Raw genomic sequence first — 21,769 nt, forward strand, 5'->3', positions numbered from 1 at the left:
GTAAATCTATCGAAAGGTAGATGTCAATACCTAAGTATTAGTAATTTTTCCAGGTAATCTTTAGCAAATTTGTCGTGAATAAATTGATTTTATGTGTTTGTGTTATAGTCAAAAAAAGTAAATATAAATAACCATCTGCGTTAATCTTTACTATATTATTTCCAGGTGATACTATGAAATTTATTAATCCCAAAACAGACTACGCCTTTAAAAAAATCTTTGGTTCCGATCAAAGTCAAGATATTTTAATTAGTTTTCTGAATGCAATCGTCTATCAAGGTGAGACTTTCATCACTTATTTAGAAATTATTGATCCCTACGCCCCCGGCAGAATTTCTGGTTTAAAAACTACTTATTTTGATGTTAAGGCTCAACTGAATAACGGCGAAAATGTGTTAATTGAAATGCAGGCATTTAATGTACCAGCTTTTGGCAAAAGGATTCTTTATAATACGGCAAAAATGTATGTTAATCAACTAAAATTAGGGGAAGTTTATCCAGAATTAAGAGCAGCAATTGGTGTAGCGGTGACGGATTTTATTATGTTTAATGAACACAATAAAGTCATTTCACAATTTACGCTCAAGGAAGATGAGTTACAAGTAAATTATCAACATAGTCCGTTAAAATTAGTATTTGTGGAGTTACCCAAATTTAATAAAACTCTGGAAGAATTAACAACTATTACGGATAAATGGCTTTATTTTTTACGCAAAGCACCGGATTTAGAAGTAGTGCCAGAATCTATGTTAATTGTACCAGAAATTGAGAAGGCTTTTACGATCGCTGATCGGGTAAACTTAAGTTTAGAGGAAGTAGATGATTTGGAGAAGCGGGAACAGTTTGAACGGGAAAGAATAGGTGCTATTGAGTTGGGTAAAGCTCAAGGGCGAACTGAAGGGCGAACTGAAGGGATACAAATTGGTGAACAAATTGGTGAACAAAGGGGTAAAATAAATCTGATTAAACGCCTATTACAACGGCAATTAGGTGAACTAAATCAATCAATAGAAGATAGTTTATCACAACTAACTTCAGAGCAATTATCAGCTTTGGCTGAAGCTATTTTCGACTTTTCTAGTGTAGGTGATTTATCCAGTTGGCTAGAAACTAATTGCCCTAGTTGAACATGACTGAGGTATTACCTAAGTCCCTACCTATATTATTTTCCACTAACACTATGAAATTTATTAATCCCAAAACAGACTACGCCTTTAAAAAAATCTTTGGTTCGGATCAAAGTCAAGATATTTTAATTAGTTTCCTGAATGCAATTGTCTATCAAGGTGAGACTTTCATCACTTCTTTAGAAATTATTGATCCCTACGCACCAGGGAGAATTTCTGGATTAAAAACTACTTATTTTGATGTCAAAGCTCAACTAAATAACGGCGAAAATGTGTTAATTGAAATGCAGGCGTTTAATGTACCAGCTTTTGGAAAAAGGATTCTTTATAATACGGCAAAAATGTATGTTAATCAACTAAAATTAAGGGAAGTTTATCCAGAATTAAGAGCAGCAATTGGTGTAGCGGTGACGGATTTTATCATGTTTAATGAACACAATAAAGTCATTTCACAATTTACGCTCAAGGAAGATGAGTTACAAGTAAATTATCAACATAGTCCGTTAAAATTAGTATTTGTGGAGTTACCAAAATTTAATAAAACTCTGGAAGAATTAACAACTATTACGGATAAATGGCTTTATTTTCTACGCAAAGCACCGGATTTAGAAGTCGTGCCAGAATCTATGTTAATAGTACCAGAAATTGAGAAGGCTTTTGCGATCGCTGATCGGGTAAACTTAAGTTTAGAGGAAGTAGATGATTTGGAGAAAAGAGAACAGTTTGAACGGGAAAGAATAGGTGCTATTGAGTTGGGTAAAGCTCAAGGGCGAACTGAAGGGCGAACTGAAGGGATACAAATTGGTGAACAAATTGGTGAACAAAGGGGTAAAATAAATCTGATTAAACGCCAATTAAAACGGCAATTAGGTGAACTAAATCAATCAATAGAAGATAGTTTATCACAACTAACTTCAGAGCAATTATCGGCTTTGGCTGAAGCTATTTTCGACTTTTCTAGTGTAGGTGATTTATCCAGTTGGCTAGAAACTAATTTTCCTAATTGAAATGGAATAAACTAAGAATCCACTAGCCTTTAGGTAGTGGAGTATCAATCAAAGATAACTGTGTATATTTTACCTATAGTTTGTAAACTGCAATGCAGCCGGATAATCTTCTTCTTTCAGACGTTGAATTACTAATTGTAAATCATCTTTAGATTTAGCTGAAATCCTAACAGAATCCCCCTGAATAGATGCTTGTAATTTTTTAAATTCATCTTTAATTAATTTAGTGATTTGTTTTGATACTTCTTGAGTTAAACCTTTTCTGAGTTTAATTTCCTGTCTGACTCGATTACCACTGGAAGATTCTACTTTCCCATAATCAAAAATCTTCAAAGAAAGATTACGTTTAGCGGATTTAGTTTGCAAAATTGTATGAATTGCATCGAGGGTAAACTCGCTATCGGTATTAACAATAATCGCAGTTTCCCCTAATTCCAAGGTGGTCTTAGTATCTTTCAAATCATAACGGCTTTTAATTTCCCGTTCGGTTTGATCAACAGCATTAACTAATTCCTGGCGGTCAAAATCACTAACAATATCAAATGAATAAGTAGAAGCCATAGTCAATTGTAATTATTTAATAAGAAAATTATCAGCGTAGAGACGTGCCAAGAGCGCGTCTGTACGAGTGACTGATTCAACATTGGTATTAACTACTAATCCAAATAGAATAGCGTCACAATTTTGCGCTGATTTTCAGCTTCCTCACAGGTACTCAGGAGGGTGACACTATCATGGTAGGCAAAACAGATTAACTGTTGACACCGAGAAATAATCTGTTGGTTGCAAAACCCACTAGCTTCAGCTAGGGATAAATCATCACCCTTAGCATTTTCCACCACATGAATCACCTGTTCTAACTGCTGGCGGGACTCCCTAGGCTGACGTTTCATGCTTTGGGGCAAAATTACCGTCAACAAATTGGGGTTAGCCCGCATTGCGCCTCGAATCGCCGCCGCGTTCGTTCCCGTTGAACCCGATGTAATCAAATGATTGCCTTCTAAAACCAAGGCATAACTCATCATCTCGATCAAGTTTTGATGGGTTAGGGGAATATGGCGGGAACCCAACAAAGCAACACGCTTGGAGCCAGTTTGTTGAATGGCTGCCAATTCTTCTAAAAAGTCATCTACTTTCGGCAGATTGATAGATTGGTTCAAGGATAATTACAAAATATAATCAGGACAATCCTGTAGATTTTAGCAAATTCAGCGACAATTATTCTGAGTGCAACTAAAGTTTTTATCTAATTTCATTGACTGTGATTGTTATGACAGCAACAACCGCCCAACCGACCTGGAATCAACAGTTTACCACCCCCGGCACCGAATTCTCGCCCACGCCCCTACGGATTTTGTCGGGAAAAATCCCCCCAGGGTTAAGGGGTTCTTTATATCGTAATGGCCCTGGACGATTAGAACGGGGGGGATACCGAGTCGGACATTGGTTTGATGGAGATGGGGCGATTTTAGCGGTTCATTTCACCGAAAAAGGGGCAACCGGGGTCTATCGTTATGTTCAAACCGCAGGCTATCAAGAGGAAGAACAAAAAAACCGTTTTATCTATGGTGGCTATGGAATGAAAGCCTCGGGAAACCTTTGGGAACGTTTTCGTAAACCCCTAAAAAATGCGGCGAATACTTCAGTTTTAGCTTTACCCGATAAATTATTGGCATTATGGGAAGGGGGACAACCCCATAGTTTAGATTTAGAAACCTTAGAAACCCAGGGACTGGACAACCTCCAGGGTTTAGCTGAAAATACCCCCTATTCTGCTCACCCTAAAATTGATCCAGAAACGGGCGATATTTTTAATTTTGGGCAAATTTTGGGGCCGACTCCTGAGTTAATTTTATATCGGAGCGATCGCACGGGTAACATCAAACAACAAAATAAAATTCCTCTGGATGGGATTTCTGCAATTCATGATTTTGTCCTAGCGGGTGAATATTTAATTTTTGTAATTCCCCCACTGCGGTTAAAACTTTTACCCGTATTTCTTCAGTTGAAATCCTTTAGTGAAGCCCTATCCTGGCAACCCCAAACCCCCACCCAAATTTTAATTATTGATCGCCAGAATTTAACCTTAGTAAATCGGATTGAAACCGAACCTTGGTTTCAGTGGCATTTTAGTAATGGTTATGTTGCAGGAGATGGAACAGTTATTGTTGATTTTGTCCGATATCAAGATTTCCAAACCAATCAATATTTAAAAGAAGTTGCCACCGGACAAACTCAAACCTTAGCTAAATCAACCCTATGGCGGATGATATTACAACCTCAAACGGGTAAATTACTACAATTGGAAGAACTCTGCGATCGCCATTGTGAATTTCCCTCGGTCAACCCCCAAGAGGTGGGAAAAAAAGCTCAATATTTGTTCAAGATATTGATCATCCTCAACAGGGTTGGATTTTAACCGTTGTTTATGATGCTCGGCAAAATTCCAGCGAAGTTTGGATATTTGATGCTCAATCTTTAGACACGGAACCTGTTTGTCGGTTAGGATTACCCCATGTAGTTCCAAATGGATTTCATGGAACTTGGAAACCCGCGACTTAGGTTTGTATAGTTAGGTTGAATCGGTGCGGGTATAACTCAAGATGGGGTTTGGGCGATCGGTAAGTCCCAACTCAACATGATTTGACAAAAAGCTTCCCAGTTGAGCATCCTGTCTTTATGGGAGTTAGCTGGGTATCTTATTTACGATAAAGCTTATTCAAGCCGTAGAATTCAGCAAAATCAAACTCCCCAAATGGCTAGAATGAATAATCAAGCCAAAGCCAATCAAATTATGCTGACTGATATTACGGAAATTCTAACATTTCGGAGAGTTTAATTAGTATAATCTCCTTGTAATATGGATAATTTAGAGTAAGGTAAAAAAATCACAATTAAAAATTAACAGCCTTGTTCAGTTGAAATTGTTAATTTCTATAACCTTTGTTAAAATTATTGAAAAATCAATCTTGTAAATTTATCTAACCCGCATGACAGAAAAAGAAAAAACTAATCATTACTTCGTTGACGAAGCAGGAGATTTAACATTTTTTGACAAAAAAGGAAGAATTATAGTAGGACAACCAGGAGCATCTAAATTTTTCATGGTAGGTGTAGCCCAGATTTTTCAACCAGAAAAGGTGATTTTAGAACTTGCAGAACTCAGAAAACAACTTTGCAATGATCCCTGTTTTAAAAATATTCCCTCAATGCAAACCTCAGCTAAAAAAACAGCAATTACCTTTCATGCAAAAGACGATCATCAAGATGTGAGGATGGAAGTATTCAAACTAATGCAAACTTTTGAACTCAAAATATTTGTGGCTATTAGATACAAAGCTGAGTTAGCCACAGCAACCCAAAAAACTTATGAAGCACTAAGTAAAAAAATTCATCAAGATGATATATATGATGATCTGGTAAAACGACTATTTAAAGACAGATTACACAAAGCAAATATTAATCATATAGTTTTTGCTAGACGTGGTAAAACGGCACGGGAAGAAGCACTACAACAAGCAATTAATCAAGCAAAAAATAATTTTGAAACTAAATGGAAAATACCATCAAATAATCAAACAATTATTAAACCAGCCTATCCATCAGAGTATGCTGGCTTGCAAGTTGTTGATTACTATTTATGGGCTTTACAAAGATTATATGAGCGTCACGAAGATAAGTATTTTATTCCCCTTGCTCCAAAATATAGGATGATTATGGATTTAGATGATCGGCGAAATAAGAACTATGGAGAGTGGTACACCGATTCTAACCCGCTATCATTGGATAAACTAAAATGGTTTGTGGGCTAGGTTTAAGCAGACAAGCCACTCAAACACACGGCATGAAGCCGACGTTCGCCCACAATTATATTATATCATATAATTGGAAGTTTAAAATATTTACCTGAAGTTAAAAAGTTCTTGATAATTTAGGTCAAGAATATGCAATTAATTTGGATTTGCATTTTCTCTGGAATTAACATCACTCAAGTTCCTCCATTTTTTTACGGATCTTAAACCCCGTAGGATATTAACGGTTGAATGTTCGCTGTTAACCTTCAACACTCAACACCAATATGCAAAAATAATAAACAAATAAGAAAACGTATCCGGCACTAAGTATGGCTGTGGAGTCTCGATATAATCCTGCATCCCTCGAACAAAAGTGGCAACAAACCTGGGCAGAACAGGGGTTGTACAAAACCCCAACCGATAAAGACAAGCCCAAATTTTACGCCCTATCCATGTTCCCCTATCCGTCGGGGAGTCTACACATGGGTCACGTTCGCAATTATACCATTACCGACGTGATCGCCCGACTCAAACGGATGCAAGGCTATCGTGTCTTACATCCTATGGGGTGGGACGCCTTTGGACTACCCGCCGAAAATGCCGCCATTGACCGAGGAATTCCTCCGGCGGAATGGACATATCAAAATATTGCCCAAATGCGGGAACAACTGCAAAAGTTGGGGTTCTCCATTGATTGGGAAAAGGAAGTGACCACCTGTTCCCCGGAATATTACCGTTGGACACAATGGCTGTTTTTACAATTCTATAAGTGTGGACTCGCCTATCAAAAAGAAGCCGCCGTGAATTGGGACCCAATTGATCAAACTGTTCTTGCTAATGAACAAGTTGATAATGAGGGACGTTCTTGGCGTTCTGGGGCTATTGTTGAACAGAAATTATTGCGTCAATGGTTCCTAAAAATTACCGACTATGCTAACGAATTGCTCAACGATTTAGAGCATTTAAACGGCTGGCCGGAACGGGTTAAATTAATGCAGGCTAACTGGATCGGACAATCCATTGGGGCACAGTTAGAATTTCCGATCATTGGGTTAGATGAAAACATTGCGGTTTTTACCACCCGTCCCGATACGGTTTATGGGGTTTCCTATGTGGTATTAGCCCCTGAACATCCCTTAGTTGCTCAGGTAACAACCCCGGAACAAAAAGCCGCCGTAGAAGCATTTATTCAAGAGGTAAAAAACGAAAGTCAAACCGATCGCACCTCAGAAGATAAACCTAAACGTGGCGTTCCTACCGGGGGAAAAGTCATTAATCCATTTAATGAAGAAGAAATTCCGATTTGGATTGCGGATTATGTTTTATATGGATATGGAACAGGCGCGGTGATGGGAGTTCCAGCCCATGATCTTCGTGATTTTCAATTTGCTACTCAATATAATTTACCCATCAGACAGGTGATTGTTCCTGATGATGCAGATAATGATAATGAGGAAAGTGATACTATCACAAATGCTTATACTGGGACGGGAATTTTAGTCGAATCCTGCAATTTTAGTGGGGAACATTCCGAACACGGAAAACAAGCAATTATTAACTATGCTGAAGACGAAGGATATGGCAAAGGAATTATTCAATATCGCCTCAGAGATTGGTTGATTTCTCGTCAACGCTATTGGGGAACTCCGATCCCAATTATTCATTGTCCGAACTGTGGGGCGGTGGCTGTTCCTGATCAAGATTTACCCGTAAAATTGCCAGAAAATGTCAAATTTAGTGGTCGAGGTTTATCTCCTTTAGCCCAATTAGAAGACTGGATTAATGTACCTTGTCCGAGTTGTGGAACTCCTGCTAAACGGGAAAGCGATACCATGGATACTTTTATTGATTCTTCTTGGTATTATCTGCGTTATCCTGATGCCAAAAATGATCAACAAGTATTCAATTCAGCTATTACTAATGATTGGATGGGGGTAGATCAATATGTGGGAGGAATTGAACACGCAATTTTACATTTATTATATTCTCGATTCTTCACAAAAGTTGTGCGCGATCGCGGATTATTACATTGTAAAGAACCGTTTGAAAAGTTATTAACTCAAGGCATGGTGCAGGGAATTACCTATAAAAATCGCACCACGGGCAAGTATTTTTCCGCCTCCCAAGTTAGTCCTAGTAATCCCCAAGATCCGACAACGGGAGAAAAGTTAGAAGTCTTTTATGAGAAGATGTCTAAATCTAAATATAATGGGGTTGACCCGTTAGAAGTGATGGGCAAATATGGGGCCGATACCGCTCGAATGTTTATTCTATTTAAAGCTCCTCCTGAGAAGGATTTAGAATGGGATGATGCCGATGTTGAAGGACAATTTCGCTTCTTAAATCGAGTTTGGAGAATTGTCACAGAATTTACTGAAATTGTGACTTCTAAACCTAAGAATCGGGAATTAAGTAAAGTTGAAAAAGACTTAAAGCGGGCAATTCATACCGCTATTAAGGAGGTCAGCGAGGATTTAAACGGAGACTATCAATTTAATACGGCGGTATCTGAATTGATGAAACTCAGTAATGCTTTATCAGAAGCGAATTGTCAGGAGTCTATCGTTTATTCTGAAGGCATTGAAACCCTGTTGAAATTATTAGCACCTTTTGCCCCCCATATTGCGGAGGAATTATGGCAAATAATTGGAAAAACGGGTTCAATTCATACTCAAATATGGCCTGAGCATGAGCCAGAAGCCTTGGTAGTTGATGAAATTACCTTAGTGATTCAAATTAATGGAAAAACCCGCGGCACGCTGCAAGTACCAGCAACCGCCAATCACCAAACTTTAGAAGAATATGCCCGAAATTCTGAAGTTAGTCAACGTCATATTGGGGATAAAACCATTAAAAAAGTGATTGTTGTCCCAGGAAAATTAGTTAATTTTGTGGTCGTTTAACCTAGAATGGTTAAAATACTTTAAGATGCCTCCAAACTTTTCCGGTTTGGGGGTTTTTTATTCAGAATAAATAAATCAGGGATTAGGTTGGGTAAGTACCTAAACAAAATTAATTACACATCCTCCACCCTGTTCACTCCCCCCCTAGCCCCCCGTGCACGGCAGGTTTGGGGGGGCTGTTCCCAGATCCGGCGTTCCCTGTTCCCTAGCGCTATAAATTCTCAATTTGATATCATGGACAATGGGGAAGTACAAAGGAATTTTTGCCCAGACTGAGAAAATCAAGCTCAAAGCATAATCCTAGATTTAAGTAGGGTTTGCCTGTTGTTAATCAAATTTAATATTTCTATAAAAATCAACTGAGTTTAATTTACTAAAAGGGAGTTCCATGTTTAATAATAATAAACGATTTTATGAACAAGGTTTAACAAAAGCACGCCAAGGTAATTATCAGGGTGCTTTAAAAGATTTTAATCAAGTGATTCAATTAAACCCTAATTATGCCAGTGCTTATAATAATCGGGGTCTAATTTATTATTATTTGAAAGATTATCAAAAAGCGGTTGGTGATTTAACAAAAGCTCTACAACTTGAACCTAAGTTACCCGATGCTTATTTGAATCGAGGCAATGCTTGGAGACATTTAGGCAAATATGAAAAAGCGATTCAAGATTTTAAAATCGCCCTAAGTTTTAATCCCAAAAGTGATGCGGTTTATAATAATTTGGGATTAGCGATCGCCCAATCAGGACAATATCAAGATGCCATTAATAATTACAATCAAGCTCTATCTTTAAATCCTGAGAATCATAAAACCTATTATAATCGAGGTTGTGTTCACCATAATTTAAAACAATATCAAGCTGCAATTGATGATTTTGATCAAGTTATAAATATTGACCCCAACTTTATTAAAGCCTATTTGAATCGAGGTTTATCTCGTTATAAGCTAGGAGATGAACCCGGCGCGAATAAAGACTTTTATCATGTAATGTGTGTAAATTCAGATACCTATATTCATTATCAAGCACAACGGGGGATTTCCGATCCTACTCCCTATTCTAAAAACTCTCCTAAAGTTGATATGCAACATGGGGGAGAATATTTTTATACTACATTTCTAAATGGATTATGGGATGCTGAAGACCTAGAACAAAGGGACTCAACTATCTGTGAAGCTGAATTTATCAACGAATAAAAACTTATCGGGTGCTTCAGTCTCTGGGTTTAAGTCAATAACATATTTAAACTAATGAATAATAAAAATAAAGCAAAAGCCATCCGTAATTTTTCCCCTGAAATTAAATGGGAAAGTGATGTCCCTAAAAAAGCTCCTAAAATTGTAAATGGGGCGATTAATAATAATGCTGGCCAGTAAATATATCCAATAAATCCAGGTAGAAAAGAATCACCATGGGAAGATAATAGAAAAGCCAGAGTTCCTAAAATAGAAATTGGTAAACTAAAGGATGAAGATGTTCCCACGACTTCATACATAGGTAATCCACAATAAATTAAAAAAGGAACACTAATTGCGCCACCTCCAACTCCTAGGAGTCCTGACTTAAAACCGATTCCCAACCCAACGGCGTTGATTATAGCTAATCTTGGTAAGGATTCTGATTGTACTTGAGGTTTAAAATCTAACAATAGTTTAACAGAAATCAATAATAAAAATAATCCGAAAATAATTTTAAGTAAAGCACTGGATAAAGTATGATCTAATAAAGCACCTAATAAAACACCTAATAAAATCCCCGGAATAATTTTCCAAAAAACTCCCCATTGCACATCTCCTTTAGAATGGTGTGCCACAATCGAAGCAGTCGCCGTAAAAGTCATTATACTCATCGAAGTGGCGATCGCACTGTGCATCACCAAATCGGGCGGAAAGTCCATTAAATTAAAAATATAAAATAACCCAGGGACAACTAACATTCCCCCACCAATACCGAGTAATCCGGCCGTTGTTCCCGCGGCTAGTCCCAATATTGCTAATAATACCCAAGGTAGAATCCCCATGATCATCAAAAAATATCCAGTTTCAAGCAATAGGCCGAATGTATTGTGGCACAAATTTTCAAAGCACGCTTCTCCCAAACTGTGATTAATTCCGATTAGCCGATGAACACTAAGCTGTAAAATAGTGCAAAGTGCAAATTGACAACAGTGACGGCCCTCAAGCCAGTTTGAGAGGGAAAAGTAATATTTAACTGTTTCCGTCCATCGCACGTTAAAAAAACTGGCAAGTGATGTATTCGTCACATTTTGTTAGTTAAGAGCTTAGGTATTATAAGGGAGAACCAACGAATGTATCTCAAGAGTGGAACTGGTGTTGCAACCAAGACAGGAGCTAACGGCCGTGTCTTTATCTTTGAAGTGGAGGGACTCCGACAAGGGGAAAATACAGACAAACTCAACTTCCCGATTCGTCGCAGTGGTGTCGTTTATATCACTGTCCCCTACGAGCGCATGAATCAAGAAATGCGTCGGATTGCTCGATTGGGGGGGAAAATTGTCAATATTCGCCCCGCAGGTGAACCTCAAGCTGCAACCACCGAAACTACCGTCCATGGACAGCAGAGTCAACCATCTGAAGAAAAAAGCAAGCCCATGACTGAAACCAAGGCTAAAACGGAAATTCCCGTTAATATCTATCGTCCGAACAGTCCCTATATTGGGAAATGTATCGAGAACTATGAACTCGTAAGTGAAGGGGGTGCGGGCACTGTCCGTCACCTTACCTTTGACCTTTCCGGTGGGGACTTACGCTATGTTGAAGGTCAAAGTATTGGGATTATTCCTCCCGGAAAAGATAACAAAGGCAAATCCCATAAGTTAAGACTGTATTCCATTGCCTCTACTCGTCATGGTGACAAACTCGATGATAAAACCGTTTCCCTGTGTGTTCGTCAACTGGAATACAAACATCCTGAAACCGGAGAAACCGTCTATGGCGTTTGTTCGACCCATCTGTGCAATTTAGAAATGGGAGCAGATGTGACGATTACCGGGCCAGTGGGTAAGGAAATGTTACTCCCTGATGACGAAGAAGCTACGGTGGTGATGATGGCAACGGGTACGGGTATTGCACCTTTCCGGGCTTTCCTATGGCGGATGTTCAAAGAACAACATGAAGACTACAAATTCAAGGGTTTAGCTTGGCTATTCTTTGGTATTCCCTACACCGCCAATATTCTGTATAAAGAAGAATTGGAACAGTTACAACGGGAATTTCCTGATAACTTCCGCTTGACCTATGCCATCAGTCGTGAAGAACAAAATCCCGAAGGTGGCAGAATGTATATTCAAGATCGGATTAAGGAAAATGCCGATGAACTGTGGAAATTAGTTCAGAAAGATAATACCCATACCTATATTTGTGGCCTTAAAGGTATGGAAGGCGGTATTGACGAAGGCATGACTTCGGCTGCGGGTAAATCCGATGTTAACTGGAGTGATTACCAGAAAACACTCAAAAAGGGACATCGTTGGCACGTTGAAACCTACTAAATCAGTTATCAGTTATCAGTTACCAGTTATCAGTTAACAGTTACCAGTTATCAGTTGCCAGGTTAATAATTTATTTAAGTTGAAAATCACCGATTATAAACTGGTTCTTAACTGTTTTAAGTTAACTGCTTATTGTAGTTAACTTAAAAATAGTTATTCAATGACAACTGTTAACTGACAAATTAAAATCAATTATTTACTATAATAACTAATAACTGATAACTGATGACTGATGACTGATGACTGATGACTGATGACTGATGACTGATAACTGATGACTGATGACTGATAACTGATTATTTTATGATCCCAAAAACTGGCATTGAAATGTACCAAAAGCGACTTTTTGCTCTGCATAAAAGTCAAATTTATACTAATTTAGATGATGAAATTGATCAGCTAAATTATCAAGATTGGCTGGATATATTAAAGCAAGAATCTGATTTAATCCAAGATAAAATTGCCAAAAATTCTGATTCATCTCGTCTGAATATTTTATTAGGAGATTCCCTAAGTATGTGGTTTCCTAATAATTTATTACCATCGGAAGCATTATGGTTAAATCAAGGGATTTCAGGAGATACGACAAGCGGAATTTTAAAACGTCTGGATATTTTTGCTAAGAATAATCCTAATAATATTTATATTTTAGCTGGAATTAATGATTTAAAAAGGCAAGTTCCCGTTGTAGAGATATTAGAAAACCATCAAAAAATCTTAGATTATTTACAAAAAAATTATCCTGAAACTCAAATTTTAGTTCAATCTATTTTTCCGACTCAATTACCAACAGAAACTCTAAGTTTTTCGATTCCAAATTCTTTAATTAAAGAACTAAATCAAAAGTTAGCCCAACAAGTTAACGACCAGGGAAGCATCTATTTAGACTTTCATCAACGATTTACCAATACCCAGGGAAATATCCGCTCTGAATTAACAACCGATGGTTTACACCTGAGTCCAGAAGGTTACAAAGTTTGGCAATTTGCCCTCAAACAAACCGAGTCTCGCCTATCCAAAAATCGAGATCATAACTATCAAAAATGGTTACAAAAATCATCAGAACTTCCCTTAAATGGACAGTCCTACCGTTGGGTTTCCTATAAAGTCAAACCTGGAGATACCCTAGAAAAAATCACCCTAAAAACATTAGGACAACAGGATTTCGATTATTGCGATTTAATCTCCATCCGCAATAACCTAATATCAGAGGTTCTCCCTCCAGATCAGTCAATCGAAATCCCCCAACTTATCTAAAAGCGGATATTCCAAACCGACTAGAGAGTTTGGCGAGAAACAAATTTTTCCAAGTCCGCCTGAGTTTGTTGTAGCATTTGCTCACGAGAATCACGAGCTATCGTCAGGTTGGGAACTAAATTACGAGCTTGTAACGTCATGTGCAGTTGTAAATCTGCCACATAAGCACTTACGCCTTGCTGATCAGAAACCGTTGAGTATCCCATCTCTAACTTCACAGGTTTTTCTCCCTTTACGCTTAACTGTGTTTTTTCGTCACTAGGTAGAAGGTATCACGTCTTTTGCCAGACTGTACGATCCCGCAACGAAGTTTAACGGTTTTGGGGATAATCTTTACAGTTCGTTACAGATCGAGGAAGATGGGAGGCAACTAAACGACTGACCGCTAATCATTCCAATATTGAGATTTGTTAACAAAAATGGCACTTATGGGTAAGCTCTGTAGTGTTAACAAAATTTCTATTAGAGGGAAATATTTCAGCACAGGACTCACTAACCTAGGGACAGGATGCACCAGACTGGAGTTAATTCGTATTTTGTATCATGAAATACAGAAAAATGATACTTGACTCAGTTAAAGCCTAAAATCAATTACTCACTTAAATTAGATTTTTAGATATGGCACAACTTATTGGCACCGCGAGCGATGATTTCCTAGCTGGGACACCCGAACCCGATGAAATCTTAGGATTTGCTGGAAACGATACCCTGAATGGATTAGGCGAAAACGATACTCTAAATGGAGGTCAGGATCAGGATTTACTGTCTGGGGGTAATGGGAATGATCTGATGTTTGGGGATCTGGGAAATGATACCCTCGAAGGAGAAGCAGGGAATGATATTGCCTATGGCAATAATGGGGATGATCAACTCAATGGCGGTGACGGTGACGACCTCCTTTATGGTGGACAGGGTAACGATACCCTATTTGATAGTAGTGGAAATGATCAACTATTTGGAGATAGAGGAAACGACCTACTTTATAGCGGAAGCGGGAAAAATGAACTCACCGGAGGCGGAGGTTCCGATGTATTTGTAATTGGTCGAGAACTGATAGATACTGAAGTTGATAGTATTACTGATTTTAGAGTTGGAGTCGATTTAATTGGATTAACTAAGGAATTAAAATTTGCTGATTTGCGGTTTGTTCAAGTGGGAAATGATACCGTAATTGAAGATAAGATCAGCAATCAAAAACTGATTATTATTCAGGAAACTCAAGCTACAACCCTTAATAATCAAGCCAACTTTACCCAATCAATCGAAAGCCTTACACCCGTTATTGAGTTTACCAATAATAATTCCTTGGTAGTCAAAGAAGGCGAAACACCAGCCCTATTTGTCAACGTTCAACGAGCAGGTTCTCCTTTTAATACGGTAAGTGCCAAACTGGAACTACAACTCGATACCGCCACGGCTAGTGACGTTAGCCTAGAACCCATAGAAGTCATTTTCAAACCTTACGAAACTTTCAAAATTGTTCCTATTCCCCTCACCGTTATTGATGATCGGGAAGCCGAACCGAATGAAATCTTTAAATTAACCCTAGCCAATCCCACGGGAGGAGCTACCCTAGGAGAATCTCAGGCAATTGTTATTACCCTACAAGACAATGATAGTAGTTCACCGGGAACTGTCCCGCCCATAGATTCAAAACCGCCGATCGTTTTTCCCATCGGGCCCTTTCCCTCCACGATTAGTCTGTCCGTTGCTCCCTCTACTATTCTGGAAAATAGCCAAGAAAACTTTGTTTATACCTTTACACGGGCGGGAGGTTCCCTAGACCTACCCATTAACGTTAACTTCGCCGTAGGAGGAACAGCAAAACTAGGGGAAAACTATACCGTTATTGATAACGAAACCTTTACGAATACAGGGGGTAGCGTTTCCTTCCCAGCAAATAGTACCATCGCCACCCTCAAACTCGCCCCGATCAACAACGATAAATTTGAAGAAGACCCCCTAACTATCGATATCACCTTAAGAGAATCCGGCTTTTTATACACCGCTAATCCTCAACAATCCACCGCCGTAGCCAGTATCCAGAGCGAAGATCTCCCGCCCAAACCCCCGGTTTATAACTTTAGTCAATCTAAATTTTCCATCTTTGAGGGTGATCCTGGCAATCCTGGGCAAGCTACTATTACGGTTAATCGTACTTTTGATACCAGTCAGCAATCAAGTGTCAAGATTCTCCTCACCCCCGCCGGACAGAATGGCGGAACACCTGGAGTTGATGTTGAACCCACGGAAATCGTCCTCCAATTTGCCCCCGGTCAGACCGAGAATACCTTCCAAATCCCGATCATTGGTGATGATGTTATTGAACCTTCAGAAATAATTATCCTCTCTTTTGCACCGGACGGTTTTCTACCCACCGGACAGGCTGGAACCCTTTATCCTACAACCAACTTAATTATTAATGACGACGATGGCCCCACTACTTATGATTTCAAAGAACCCCTATTCAAAACCCTTGAAGGTAACTCAACTAATATTACCCAACTGGTAGAAATTGATCGTTCTGGGGATATTAATGTCAACTCCTCCGTCTCAGTCAATGTCACTGGGGTCAATGCTATCCCCAATGTAGATTTTGTTCCCGGGCCAATCACCGTGAACTTCACCCCGGGACAAATCACCCAAACCGTCCCGATCACTATTCTGGGCAACCTCACACCCAATCAAAACCGAACCCTGAATCTCTCCCTCAATCCCCCCCTAGGGGCTTTAGTGGGAAATATCCATCCCACCTCAGAGTTACTGGTGATTGATGATGATAATGTTCCGACCTACGACTTCACCACTAATACTTATCGGATTCGGGAAGGGAATAATGATATTACCTACAGTGAAATTACTATTATTCGCTCAGGAAAGGTTGATATTAACTCCTCGGTGACGGTGGACTTAAACCCGGCTGCCCAAAATGGAGCGACCCCGGGAGAGGATTTTACTCCGAGTACCATCCCGGTGCAATTTGCACCGGGAGAAATTAGCAAAACGATACCAGTTACGATTAAAGGGGATCAAATATCCGAATCTACCGAAACTGTAGTTCTGTCCTTTTCTGGCTTCGATAACGATGGACAATCTGGAACCACAGTCCCGCAGGCGGCTCTAATCATTGAAGATGATGATTCCCCACCAACCTATAACTTTACCCAGAATAACTACAGCTTAGATGAAGGAGACATCACGAACCTGTTTAATGAAGTTCAGGTGCTTCGCTCAGGAGATATTACTCAAACCTCTAGTGTGGATGTGGTATTTACCAGTGATACCGCGATCGCTAATACGGACTTTACACCAGGGCCACAAAGAATTCAATTTGCTATTAACCAAGACAAACAAATTGTCCCCCTTGGTATTATCGGGAACACCCTGGTGCAACCTGACCGCAGCTTTGGACTCTCCTTTGCCAATTTTAACAAAAACGGACAAGATGGAAATAATATCCCTACCAGTACCGTTACCATCAAAGATGACGACAAAGCCACCCTCAGTTTAACCACGGTAGAAGCAATAGCCACGGAACCTGTCACCACAAAAGTCCCCAATGAACAGCCCAAAAATGGAATTTATCGGATTAGTCGCGCCCCGGATACCTTTGGGAATTTAACCATCAACCTCACCCTAGAACCCGATAAAATTAGCCCGGCGGACTATACCCTGAGCACCTCAACGGGTCAAACCGTAGCGGTCACAGGTAACTCCACCGCTACTGTTACCCTTCCCAACAATCAAGCCAGTATGGATATCATCTTGACTCCCATTAATGATGTCCAAGCCGAAGCTGATGAATCTTTAACCCTAGTCTTAGCGGACGGGAACTATAAGATTAATCCCAAAGAAAATACGGCACAGGTGACGATTCTGGCCAATGATACCGCCGTGACTCAACTAGGGGATACTAAGAGTCAAGCCCCCGAAGACTATGCCACCCTAGAAGGTTCATTACGTCAGGCGATTCTCAATGCTGGAATTCTACCCGGAGAAGATACGATTACCTTTGTTGACAAAGCCGCTTCTGGGGTGATTAATCTGGCAGGGGCTTTACCCGGTATCGGTAGCGATGTAATTTTTGATGGGCCAGGAGCCGATAAGCTGACTATTCGTCGAGATACGGGGGGGGACTACAATGTTTTCACTGTTAATGGCGGGAATGTTACCTTTGAAGAATTGAAACTGAGCAATGGTTTCCCCGCCGGAACGATACCCAATACCAGTAGTACCACCACAGGTAGTCGGGGCGGTGCGATTAATATTACGTCTTCTACCAGTAAGGTTAAGGTTCTCGATAGTTGGCTAGATGGAAACCAGGCGAATAATGGGGGGGCGATCGCCAACTCCGGCCAACTTACTGTTCAAAATAGTACCATCAGCAATAACATAGGTAGCAACGGTGGTGGAATTATTGTGATTGATGGTCAAGTCCAAATTATTAATAGCACGATTGCTAACAATAAAGGTATGATCGGTGGCGGCGTGTTTAACTCCGTTGCGGACTTGACGATTACTAATAGCACAATTGCCTTCAATAATGCGAGCGGAAACAGTGGCGGGGTAAGGAATATTGGGGGGGTAGCCAACCTGAAAAACACAATTATTGCTAGTAACACCTCCCCCCTTAACCCCGATGTTGGAGCGTCCATTGAATTTGCCTTCAAGAGTGGCGGCAATAACCTAATTGGAGACGGAACTGGAGGAGAGGGTTTAGTCGATGGGGTTAAAAATGATGTTGTCGGCAGTGCGGTCGCCCCAATCGATCCCTTACTCAGTCCCTTACAAAATAACGGTGGCACTACACCAACCTTGGCTCTAGCTAGTACCAGTCTTGCTATTAACAAGGGAAGTAATAGCTTTATTGCCCCCTATACTGACCCTGGACAATTTGATCAACGGGGGGCAGGCTTTAACCGGATCATCAATAACATTATTGATATCGGAGCCTTTGAGTCCCAACTGTTTTAATCAGTTATTAGTTATAGCAACCGCCAAGGCAGTTAGGACACCTGACGGATCTTAGAACCCAGACGGTGAAGTATTTCCCCCCTGTTCCCTCCCCCCTAGCCCCTCGTGCACGGGGGGTTTGGGGGGGCTGTTCCGGTGTTCCCTGCTATATCAGTTTGAAAACTCATTGACTTCTGCTTAGGAGGGATCTCGGCGTTGAATAAATTCAAAGCCACCCTCCTTATTTTTGGGCAAGTATTTTCCTGTTGCTAATAGTTTTACTTTTCTGACTTGTGCTAAGTTTTGAGGCGAGGAGCAAGGTTCAAGGGTTTCTGTCCTTAAATGGTGGGGATCTTGAGGGTGGGTACGATTAATCACCATATTTTTCTTGATTTTGGAAATATTGGTAAATCTTAGCATCATTTTTTTGACATTGAGAACAATTTAAAGATTCAATTTAGATTCTCTGGGGTTACTCATTTTGAGGCAAGATTCTAGTTTAATAAATTTTGATTTAGGTCAATTGTCTAATCCGATCTTTTGCCAAAATGTTGCTCAACTCTGTTGTCCAAAATTTTTCCTACCCTATAATTTAGGACGGTCAATGTCGTTCACTTTTAACCTAGAAGCACCTATCTGATTACAAACGATTATTCCCAAAATCATCCCAAGTTCTCATTTTCACCCTAAGACTGTTCTCCCTGCTAGACTTAAAATTGGTCTAGGTAGGGTCTTCGCAGATCAAAAGCGGATTCGGTGTCAACCTGGTTTTCAGCAGTAGAGGGGGGGAAACCCAAAATTGCAAAAAATAACTCATAAAACCGAGAATGTATGATAAAATCAAAAATTAGAGGTTTTTAGTTTCTTGGACTAATTGCTCAAGCTAGAACTGAGCGATTTTTGAAGGGGTGGAGCCGACTCTGATGTATAACTGAAAATTGTTATAGCTGGGTTGTACCTTCACCGAAGATCAGATGGGATTGATCCTTGATTCTGAATAGAAATCAATAGAAATTAACACCTATTGACAGAATTAGAATTGAGCATCAATATTGAATTCACAGTTGATTTATTAGGTTAAATTTGATATGGTACCGAGAGAATTTTTAAAGACTGTAGCTACGAGAGTTGGAATTTCCGACAATGAACTCGAAGTGATGGCGCGGGCAATCCAAGGAGAACCGATGACTGCGATTTCTAAGCAATTAGGGGTTCGCAAGGATGCCTTGCAGAAACGCTTGGGTGAGGTTTATAGGAAACTAAATATTAGCGGTGCAGGGCCGGGAAAATTAGCCAAATTGCAGCAAAAGTTACTGTCAGAATATCAAACCGATGGTACTAATCAAGGGGGCCAAATCAATGGCCAATCCGGTCGCAAAAAGCGGTCGATGAGTGGCCTTGACCCCCAAGGTTTCAGTAGTAATGTTCAAATTGATTGGGGGAATGCACCCAAATTGGCAGCCTTTTATGGCCGTTTGGAAGCTATGGCTGCCTTAAAACAAGGATTAGTCACCGAACGTGCTCACCTGATGATGTTGGAGGGCATGGGCGGTATTGGGAAAACGGCTTTGGCGGTTAAATTAGTTCAGGAAATTGCCCCGGACTTTGACAAAGTGATTTGGCGCTCACTCCGAGATAAACCTTCTCCGAGTGAGTTTATCGCCTCAACTTTTCCTGAACAATCTCAAGCCCCTTTAGGTTGGGATGATTCGGAACAAATCGCCCAATTGTTGAAAACCTTATCGGATTCTCGGTATTTGTTAGTAATTGATGAGATAGAATATATCTCACAACTCGGGAGTAAAGATGCGGCTTTCAAAAGTTATGAATCTTTATTTCAACAGATTAGTGAGTCTTCCCATCGTAGCAGTGTTTTATTAATCGGTTGGGAATTTCCGCTTTCGTGGCAACAGTTCGCGTCTAAAACCTCAGTACAGTTAACTGGGTTATCGGAACAAGACTCTCAACAAATGGTTTTATCCGGTCAAGAATCCCTCTATTTAGATGAAAAATTCCTATCAGAATTGATTCATTTATGTGGTGGCAACCCCTTAATTTTAAAATTATGGGCGGCTAAGATTCCTGATTTTACAATTAGAAATCTGACGAAATTAATCAAGCAAAATACCTTGGTTATTGAAGAATTGGTACGTCAATCCCTGCGAGCAGAACAGGAATTGTCCGACCTAGAAATTCGTTTAGTCTGTTGGTTGGCGGTAAATCAAAAAGCGGCAACCTTGAGTGAGTTAGCAACGGATTTAATTCTCTCGGAAACTGAAGCCGAAGTCCAGACTTCCTTAGAATTTTTAGTTGAGCGATCGCTGTTAGAAACAACTAATTTTAGCGCTCCTATGGCTTACACGGTTAATAGTAACTTCAGAAAAGCCGTCTGGTATCAGTTAATGGGTAAATCCTTTAATGAACTGGGTTATAAACACTACTTAGAAGGGGAGTTTCAATCGGCTAAAATCAATTTATTGCAAGCAATTCGCTATCATTCGGCTTTAAGTGCAGGTCATTATAATTTAGGTTCGACCTATGAAAAGCTCGATCAGTTTGAAGAAGCCAGAAAACATTATCAAATTCTAGTCGATGTGGATAATAACCGCGCAGCACAGGCGGCGGTGAATAATTTAGCACGATTGGAAATTTTAGATGGCAAAACCGAGGAAGCTATTGATAAATTAGAAAAAACCTTGGTACAAGTTAAGGATAAAGGAATCCGAGCCGCCTTATATAAGAATTTAGGCTGGGCTTATTTCCTAGAAAATAATCCAAAACAGGCTGAAGTTGAGTTACGTCAATCCTTAGAATTAAAAGAATCTAATGTGGTGGCTTACTATCTTTTAGCTCAGGTTTTAGAAGCCCAAAACCGTCATAAACAAGCCTTAACGTTTTGGAAAACGGCCTTAGAACAGGACGAATTAGATCAAAAATCTAATGGTGTTACCTGGCGTTTACCTGAATTGCTGGCTTGGCGGATGACTGCTCGCCAACGCTTACTGAAATAATCGCTTAAAGCCTCCTTTCCCTATTTCCCTGACTTGGGGAATAAGTGATGGAGGCTTTGCTTTTTAGGTTGCTAGGTATAGCAGGGAACAGGGGAGAAAATACTTCACCGTCTGGTATCCTAACTGCCTTGGCGGTTGCTATAATAGATAACTGTCCTTTCGGATCAACAAAGAATTTCGTTGAAAAAAATCTACTAGATCATA

The 21,769-nt window shown here is 39.8% G+C and carries 14 protein-coding genes and 1 pseudogene; 10 read left to right on the top strand and 5 right to left on the bottom strand.

Translation table 11 applies throughout. From position 1 onward, the window contains the following. The first annotated feature begins 173 nt into the window (after nt 1-173). Both AC559H_RS10935 and AC559H_RS10940 read left to right on the top strand, forming a co-directional pair. Nucleotides 174-1,127 (top strand): Rpn family recombination-promoting nuclease/putative transposase, encoded by a 954-nt coding sequence (locus tag AC559H_RS10935; RefSeq protein ID WP_026794581.1) that lies wholly within the window; start codon nt 174-176, stop codon nt 1,125-1,127. Between the two features lie 53 nt (nt 1,128-1,180). Further along, entirely contained in the window at nt 1,181-2,134 is a 954-nt protein-coding gene (locus AC559H_RS10940) for an Rpn family recombination-promoting nuclease/putative transposase (RefSeq protein ID WP_026794582.1), read from the top strand. A 69-nt stretch (nt 2,135-2,203) separates the two neighbouring features. Here AC559H_RS10940 and AC559H_RS10945 read toward each other — a convergent pair whose 3' ends face one another. Next, entirely contained in the window at nt 2,204-2,695 is a 492-nt protein-coding gene (locus tag AC559H_RS10945; RefSeq protein WP_026788794.1) for a YajQ family cyclic di-GMP-binding protein, read from the bottom strand. A 95-nt stretch (nt 2,696-2,790) separates the two neighbouring features. Next, nucleotides 2,791-3,294: a hypothetical protein gene (locus AC559H_RS10950; RefSeq protein ID WP_026788793.1), complete on the bottom strand. Its 504-nt coding sequence runs from the start codon at nt 3,292-3,294 to the stop codon at nt 2,791-2,793. Nucleotides 3,295-3,404: 110 nt separating this feature from the next. Here AC559H_RS10950 and AC559H_RS10955 point away from each other — a divergent pair. The 4 genes and pseudogenes from AC559H_RS10955 (at nt 3,405) to AC559H_RS10970 (ending at nt 10,029) form a co-directional block, all read left to right on the top strand. Continuing rightward, nucleotides 3,405-4,696, top strand: a pseudogene (locus tag AC559H_RS10955) (carotenoid oxygenase family protein). Between the two features lie 428 nt (nt 4,697-5,124). After that, nucleotides 5,125-5,946, top strand: coding sequence for a DUF3800 domain-containing protein (locus tag AC559H_RS10960; RefSeq protein WP_026794583.1), 822 nt, complete (start codon nt 5,125-5,127; stop codon nt 5,944-5,946). A gap of 317 nt (nt 5,947-6,263) precedes the next feature. Beyond that, nucleotides 6,264-8,831 (top strand): leucine--tRNA ligase, encoded by a 2,568-nt coding sequence (gene leuS / locus AC559H_RS10965; protein ID WP_026794584.1) that lies wholly within the window; start codon nt 6,264-6,266, stop codon nt 8,829-8,831. A gap of 388 nt (nt 8,832-9,219) precedes the next feature. Next, a complete protein-coding gene (locus AC559H_RS10970; protein ID WP_026794585.1) occupies nt 9,220-10,029 on the top strand; it encodes a tetratricopeptide repeat protein in 810 nt (269 codons plus the stop codon). A 29-nt stretch (nt 10,030-10,058) separates the two neighbouring features. Here AC559H_RS10970 and AC559H_RS10975 read toward each other — a convergent pair whose 3' ends face one another. Beyond that, nucleotides 10,059-10,859 (bottom strand): sulfite exporter TauE/SafE family protein, encoded by an 801-nt coding sequence (locus AC559H_RS10975; RefSeq protein WP_173400987.1) that lies wholly within the window; start codon nt 10,857-10,859, stop codon nt 10,059-10,061. A 282-nt stretch (nt 10,860-11,141) separates the two neighbouring features. On the opposite strand from AC559H_RS10975, the gene cpcD/petH reads away from it, so the two are divergent. Together cpcD/petH and AC559H_RS10985 are read left to right on the top strand one after the other, a co-directional pair. Then, nucleotides 11,142-12,344, top strand: a complete 1,203-nt coding sequence (cpcD/petH, locus tag AC559H_RS10980; RefSeq protein ID WP_026794586.1) for a bifunctional rod-capping linker CpcD/ferredoxin--NADP reductase PetH — start codon at nt 11,142-11,144, stop codon at nt 12,342-12,344. Between the two features lie 303 nt (nt 12,345-12,647). After that, complete coding sequence (locus AC559H_RS10985) at nt 12,648-13,601, top strand: GDSL-type esterase/lipase family protein (protein ID WP_036832364.1); 954 nt, start codon at nt 12,648-12,650, stop codon at nt 13,599-13,601. Nucleotides 13,602-13,621: 20 nt separating this feature from the next. On the opposite strand, the gene AC559H_RS10990 is transcribed toward AC559H_RS10985, so the two are convergent. Then, on the bottom strand, nt 13,622-13,807 hold the full coding sequence (locus AC559H_RS10990) for a hypothetical protein (RefSeq protein WP_036832366.1): 186 nt from the start codon (nt 13,805-13,807) through the stop codon (nt 13,622-13,624). 412 nt (nt 13,808-14,219) lie between these two features. Here AC559H_RS10990 and AC559H_RS10995 point away from each other — a divergent pair, with 412 nt between their 5' ends. After that, a complete protein-coding gene (locus tag AC559H_RS10995; RefSeq protein ID WP_026798497.1) occupies nt 14,220-18,575 on the top strand; it encodes a Calx-beta domain-containing protein in 4,356 nt (1,451 codons plus the stop codon). A gap of 177 nt (nt 18,576-18,752) precedes the next feature. Here the strand turns inward: AC559H_RS10995 and AC559H_RS11000 are convergent, their stop codons facing one another. Beyond that, a complete protein-coding gene (locus tag AC559H_RS11000) occupies nt 18,753-18,977 on the bottom strand; it encodes a hypothetical protein (protein WP_141295399.1) in 225 nt (74 codons plus the stop codon). Nucleotides 18,978-19,642: 665 nt separating this feature from the next. Here AC559H_RS11000 and AC559H_RS11005 point away from each other — a divergent pair. Further along, entirely contained in the window at nt 19,643-21,565 is a 1,923-nt protein-coding gene (locus tag AC559H_RS11005) for a tetratricopeptide repeat protein (protein WP_026788785.1), read from the top strand. The last annotated feature ends 204 nt before the right edge of the window (nt 21,566-21,769 follow it).

Origin of the sequence: Planktothrix prolifica NIVA-CYA 540 (genome assembly GCF_963864145.1) — a bacterium.
Classification (GTDB): Bacteria; Cyanobacteriota; Cyanobacteriia; order Cyanobacteriales; family Microcoleaceae; genus Planktothrix; species Planktothrix agardhii.

What these genes read in the sequence shown, in the direction of transcription:
- AC559H_RS10935 (WP_026794581.1), top strand. Translation starts at nt 174, where the DNA reads ATGAAATTTATTAATCCCAAAACAGACTACGCCTTTAAAAAAATCTTT.
- AC559H_RS10940 (WP_026794582.1), top strand. Translation starts at nt 1,181, where the DNA reads ATGAAATTTATTAATCCCAAAACAGACTACGCCTTTAAAAAAATCTTT.
- AC559H_RS10945 (WP_026788794.1), bottom strand. Translation starts at nt 2,695, where the DNA reads ATGGCTTCTACTTATTCATTTGATATTGTTAGTGATTTTGACCGCCAG.
- AC559H_RS10960 (WP_026794583.1), top strand. Translation starts at nt 5,125, where the DNA reads ATGACAGAAAAAGAAAAAACTAATCATTACTTCGTTGACGAAGCAGGA.
- AC559H_RS10970 (WP_026794585.1), top strand. Translation starts at nt 9,220, where the DNA reads ATGTTTAATAATAATAAACGATTTTATGAACAAGGTTTAACAAAAGCA.
- AC559H_RS10975 (WP_173400987.1), bottom strand. Translation starts at nt 10,859, where the DNA reads ATGATCATGGGGATTCTACCTTGGGTATTATTAGCAATATTGGGACTA.
- cpcD/petH (WP_026794586.1), top strand. Translation starts at nt 11,142, where the DNA reads ATGTATCTCAAGAGTGGAACTGGTGTTGCAACCAAGACAGGAGCTAAC.
- AC559H_RS10985 (WP_036832364.1), top strand. Translation starts at nt 12,648, where the DNA reads ATGATCCCAAAAACTGGCATTGAAATGTACCAAAAGCGACTTTTTGCT.
- AC559H_RS10990 (WP_036832366.1), bottom strand. Translation starts at nt 13,807, where the DNA reads ATGGGATACTCAACGGTTTCTGATCAGCAAGGCGTAAGTGCTTATGTG.
- AC559H_RS10995 (WP_026798497.1), top strand. Translation starts at nt 14,220, where the DNA reads ATGGCACAACTTATTGGCACCGCGAGCGATGATTTCCTAGCTGGGACA.
- AC559H_RS11000 (WP_141295399.1), bottom strand. Translation starts at nt 18,977, where the DNA reads ATGATGCTAAGATTTACCAATATTTCCAAAATCAAGAAAAATATGGTG.
- AC559H_RS11005 (WP_026788785.1), top strand. Translation starts at nt 19,643, where the DNA reads ATGGTACCGAGAGAATTTTTAAAGACTGTAGCTACGAGAGTTGGAATT.